General features: G+C 66.4%; 4 protein-coding genes. 1 reads left to right on the forward strand and 3 read right to left on the reverse strand.

Features of this window, described 5'->3' with window-relative positions; genetic code table 11:
- Positions 1 to 182: 182 nt before the first annotated feature.
- From map to phaC, 3 genes are read right to left on the reverse strand one after another with little or no spacing between them, the layout of a single operon-like run.
- The gene (gene map, locus LXM94_RS07770; protein WP_235770593.1) at positions 183 to 1010 is read right to left on the reverse strand and encodes a type I methionyl aminopeptidase; all 828 of its coding nucleotides are present in this window, start codon (positions 1008 to 1010) and stop codon (positions 183 to 185) included.
- A 29-nt stretch (positions 1011 to 1039) separates the two neighbouring features.
- The gene (gene sfsA / locus LXM94_RS07775; RefSeq protein WP_235770652.1) at positions 1040 to 1759 is read right to left on the reverse strand and encodes a DNA/RNA nuclease SfsA; all 720 of its coding nucleotides are present in this window, start codon (positions 1757 to 1759) and stop codon (positions 1040 to 1042) included.
- A gap of 22 nt (positions 1760 to 1781) precedes the next feature.
- A complete protein-coding gene (gene phaC / locus LXM94_RS07780) occupies positions 1782 to 3653 on the reverse strand; it encodes a poly(3-hydroxyalkanoate) polymerase subunit PhaC (protein ID WP_408015601.1) in 1872 nt (623 codons plus the stop codon).
- Between the two features lie 222 nt (positions 3654 to 3875).
- Here phaC and LXM94_RS07785 point away from each other — a divergent pair.
- Positions 3876 to 4148, forward strand: a 273-nt coding sequence (locus LXM94_RS07785) for an SHOCT domain-containing protein (protein ID WP_235770595.1), incomplete at its 3' end; no start/stop codon positions are given.

The raw sequence follows: 4148 nt of genomic DNA on the forward strand, positions 1-4148 counted from the left end.
TGTCGCCGATCGGTGCCGGCTTGCCCAGCGTCCCGGCGCGGGCGTTCTGTTCCGCGAAATGGCCGCGCTCGTCGTCGAGGCCGAAGAAGGCGGCCTGCTCCGGCAAAGCGGAAGGCTGTGGGGCATCCCGGCCCGCCGTTTTGTCGCCATCGATATCGCGCGGCGGGGCTTTCGTCATGGCGTCAGGACGGCAGACCCGGCCGGTCGAGGCCGCCGGGAGAAAGCGTGAAGATCTCGCAGCCGTCCGCCGTCACGCCGACCGTGTGCTCGTACTGCGCCGAGAGCGAGCGGTCGCGGGTCACCGCGGTCCAGCCGTCCGAGAGCACCTTCACGTGCGGCCGGCCGAGATTGATCATCGGCTCGATGGTGAAGATCATGCCCTCCTTCATCTCGGGTCCCTCGTTGGCGCGGCCGTAGTGCAGGATGTTCGGCGCGTCGTGGAACAGGCGGCCGACGCCGTGGCCGCAGAAATCGCGCACGACCGAACAGCGCTCGGCCTCCGCATAGGTCTGGATCGCCTCGCCGATCGCGCCGGTGCGCATGCCGGGCTTCACCGCCGCGATGCCGCGCATCAGGCATTCATGCGTCACCTCGAGCAGGCGCTCGGCCGCCCGCTTGATCTCGCCGACCGGATACATCCGGCTCGAGTCGCCGTGCCAGCCGTCGAGGATGTAGGTGACGTCGATATTGACGACGTCTCCCTCTCTCAGCGGCTTGTCGTTCGGAATGCCGTGGCAGACGACGTGGTTGATCGAGGTGCAGGTGGATTTCGTGTAGCCGCGGTAGTTCAGCGTGGCGGGCAGGGCGCCGTGGTCCATGCCGAACTCGAAGACGAAGCGGTCGATCACATCCGTCGCGACTCCCGGCTTGACGAGCGGATAGAGCGCATCGAGGCAACGCGCGGTGAGCCGGCAGGCCTTGCGCATGCCCGCGAAAGCTTCGGCGTCGTAGAGCCGGATGACGCCGGTATTCTTGAGCGGCGCCGAGGCGGCTTCGATATAGGTGACCATTCGCGTACTTCCGCTGGTGTTTTACACCGTCATAATTCAGCTATGCCGGGTTCGTCCATGGCGATCAATGCCGCGGGCCGAATTTGCGCGCTGGAGACCGCGCATTTGACCGCATAAGCCTCGACGCCGCGCCGCCTTGCGCGCCGGAAGGCGGCCGCATAGGCGGGGTCGAGATCGTCGCAGATGCGGAACCGGTCGCAGTCGCCGCGCTGCACGAGATAGAGCATGACGGCACGATGGCCGGCCTCGACCATGTCGCCCAGTTCCTCCAGATGCTTCGCGCCGCGCGCCGTCACCGTGTCCGGAAATTCGGCGAGGCCGGCAACGCGGCGGAAATGCACGTTCTTCACCTCGACATAGGCGGCCGGCAGACCGGGGCCGGAGAGCAGCAGGTCGATGCGCGAATTGCGGCCGTACTTCCGCTCACGCTCGACCACCGGATAGCCGCCGAGATCGGCGACGAGCCCGGCGCGGATCGCCTCCTCGGCAAGCCGGTTCGGCAGGCCGGTATTGATGCCGACGACGGTGCCGTCCGCCTCCACCAGTTCCAGCCGGTGGCGGAACTTGCGCAGCGCGCCCTCGTGTTCGGACATCCAGATGCGCGCGCCGGGCGCGGTCAGGCCACGCATCGAGCCCGTATTGGGGCAGGAGCCGGTGATCGCGGTGCCGTCGGAAAGCAGCGCGTCGAAGAGGAAACGCTTGTAGCGCTGGACGAGCACGGCGGGAACGAGCGGCGGATCGAAGATCATGCGCGGCGGCGGGGCGGTCGTGTCAGGCGCGCATGCGGACATAGGAGCCCGGCGCTTCCTCGATGGAATTGAGCGGCCCGCCGGTCTTGCGCGCCGGCACCATGCGGTCGTCCTGCGCGCGGATCCAGCCGTGCCAGTGCGGCCACCAGGAGCCGGCGGTCTCCCGCGCCGTCTTCACCCAGTCCTCGTAGGTGCCCCGCGCCGGACCGCCTGTCCAGAACTGGTACTTGTTCCTGTCGGGCGGATTGACGACGCCGGCGATGTGGCCCGAACCGGACAGCACATAGGTGACGTCGCCGCCGAAATAGCCGCTGCCGACGAAGACGGACTTCGCCGGCGCGATATGGTCCTCCTTGGTCGCCAGGTTGTAGATCGGAATGGTGACGTCCTTCAGCGTCAGGGTCTTGCCGGCCAGCACCATCTCGCCCTTCGTCAGCGTGTTCTTCAGATAACAATTGCGCAGGTAGAACGAATGGTTGGCGGCCGGCATTCGAGTCGAATCGGAATTCCAGTAGAGCAGGTCGAAGGGCATCGGATCCTGGCCCTTCAGGTAGTTGTTGACGAAATAGGGCCAGATCAGCTCCGAGGCGCGCAGCATGTTGAAGGCCGTCGCCATCTTGGACCCGTCGAGATAGCCGGTCGCCTTCATGCCGCGTTCGATGAGGTCGATATGATCCTCGTCGGCAAAGACCTTGAGGTCGCCGGCATGGGTGAAATCCACCTGCGTCGTGAAGAGCGTCGCCGAGCGGATGCGCCTGTCGCCCTCCTGCGCGTGAAGCGCCAGCGTCGCGGCGAGCAGCGTGCCGCCGACGCAGTAGCCGATCGCATTGACCTCCTCCTCGCCGCAGGACTGGCGGATCGTGTCGAGCGCGAAGCCGATGCCCTCGCGCGCATAGGCCTCCCAGTCCTTGCCGGCATGGCGCTCGTCGGGATTGACCCAGGAAATCACGAAGACGCTGTGCCCCTGGTCGACCGCCCACTTGATGAAGGATTTTTCCGGGTTGAGGTCGAGCACGTAGAATTTGTTGATCCAGGGCGGGCAGATCAGGAGCGGGCGCTTCAGCACCTCCCTGGTCGTCGCGTCGTACTGGATGATCTGGCAGACGTCGCTCTGGGCGATCACCTTGCCGGGCGTCACGGCGAGATTTTCGCCGACCGCGAATTTCGACGTGTCGGTCTGGCGCAGCTTCAGGTCGCCGCGGCCGGCGGCGATGTCCTCGGCGAGCATCTTCATGCCCTTGACGAGGTTGGCGCCGCTCGATGCGACCGTCTCCCGGTAGAGCTGCGGGTTGGTCGTGATGAAGTTCGACGGCGACAGCGCGCTTGCGATCTGCCGCACGTAGAAGAGCGCCTTGTGGCGCGTGTGCTCATCGAGGCCATCGGCCTGCGACACCATGCTTTCAGCCCAGTCGGAGGTGACGAAATAGGCCTGGCGCAGGAAACCGAAGAAGGGGTTCCTGACCCAGTCCGCGTCGGCGAAGCGCTTGTCCCTGAGATGCCGGGTGTCGGTTTCCTCGACGTCCTCGCCGCCCATCTTCTGCAGGGTGCGCGACCAGATGGAAAAATAGCTGCCGAGCAGCTGCGTCTGTGCGTCGAGCGTGCGGCGCGGGTCGGAGAGCCAGTATTCGCTGACCTTCGACAATGTCTTCACCATGTCGACGACGGGCTCGGAGACCGTGTCGACCTTCTCGCCCTTCTCGCGCGGCTCGAGCCAGGCGGAGGCCGCCTTGCCGAGCTGTTCCACGGTGCGCGCCAGATTGACGGCAAGCGCTTCGTGGTCCTTGACGATGTAGGGCTCCAGCGACTTGGGATCGAGGCCCGGAAAGCCGGAGGCCCCGTCGACCGTCGCCTGCTCCCCGGCTGTGCTCTGGTCCGCCACGCGCTCCCTCCGCATTTTCTCGTTAGTTTCTGTTTTTACATCCTGCCGGAAAGATATTACAAGGGCCAGACAATCTTTGGGCAGTCGCCTTGCGGGCGTTCCGCCCATTCTTTCGGTGCTGGCCGCGGGCGGCCTGCATCGCGCAGCGGCAGGGAAAAAAGAATGGCGTGCGTGGATCGGAACCGGCGGGCTCGGGCAGGCTCGGCATATGCGGCCATCGCCCTGGCTGGATGCGCAATGCTTGCCGGATGCAACGCCACGACGTCCGGCACGACGCCCGCGTCCAGCTACGACGGCGTCGATCGGTCGGATGTCTATCCCGACATCACCGCGCCGGTCTCTGCCGCAACCACGCAGCTGACGGCGGAGGAGGTGGCGGCGGCGAGCTCCGGCTTGCAGGCGCTTGCCGCGCGGCGGGCCTCCGGCGCGATTTCGGAGGCGGAATACCGCCGTCGGCTCGCCGAGATGGATGCGCTGGCGGCCGGCCACGGCGCGGCGGCGCTCGCCGCC

Origin of the sequence: Rhizobium alarense (genome assembly GCF_021555155.1) — a bacterium.
In the GTDB taxonomy this organism is placed as follows: domain Bacteria; phylum Pseudomonadota; class Alphaproteobacteria; order Rhizobiales; family Rhizobiaceae; genus Rhizobium_D; species Rhizobium_D alarense.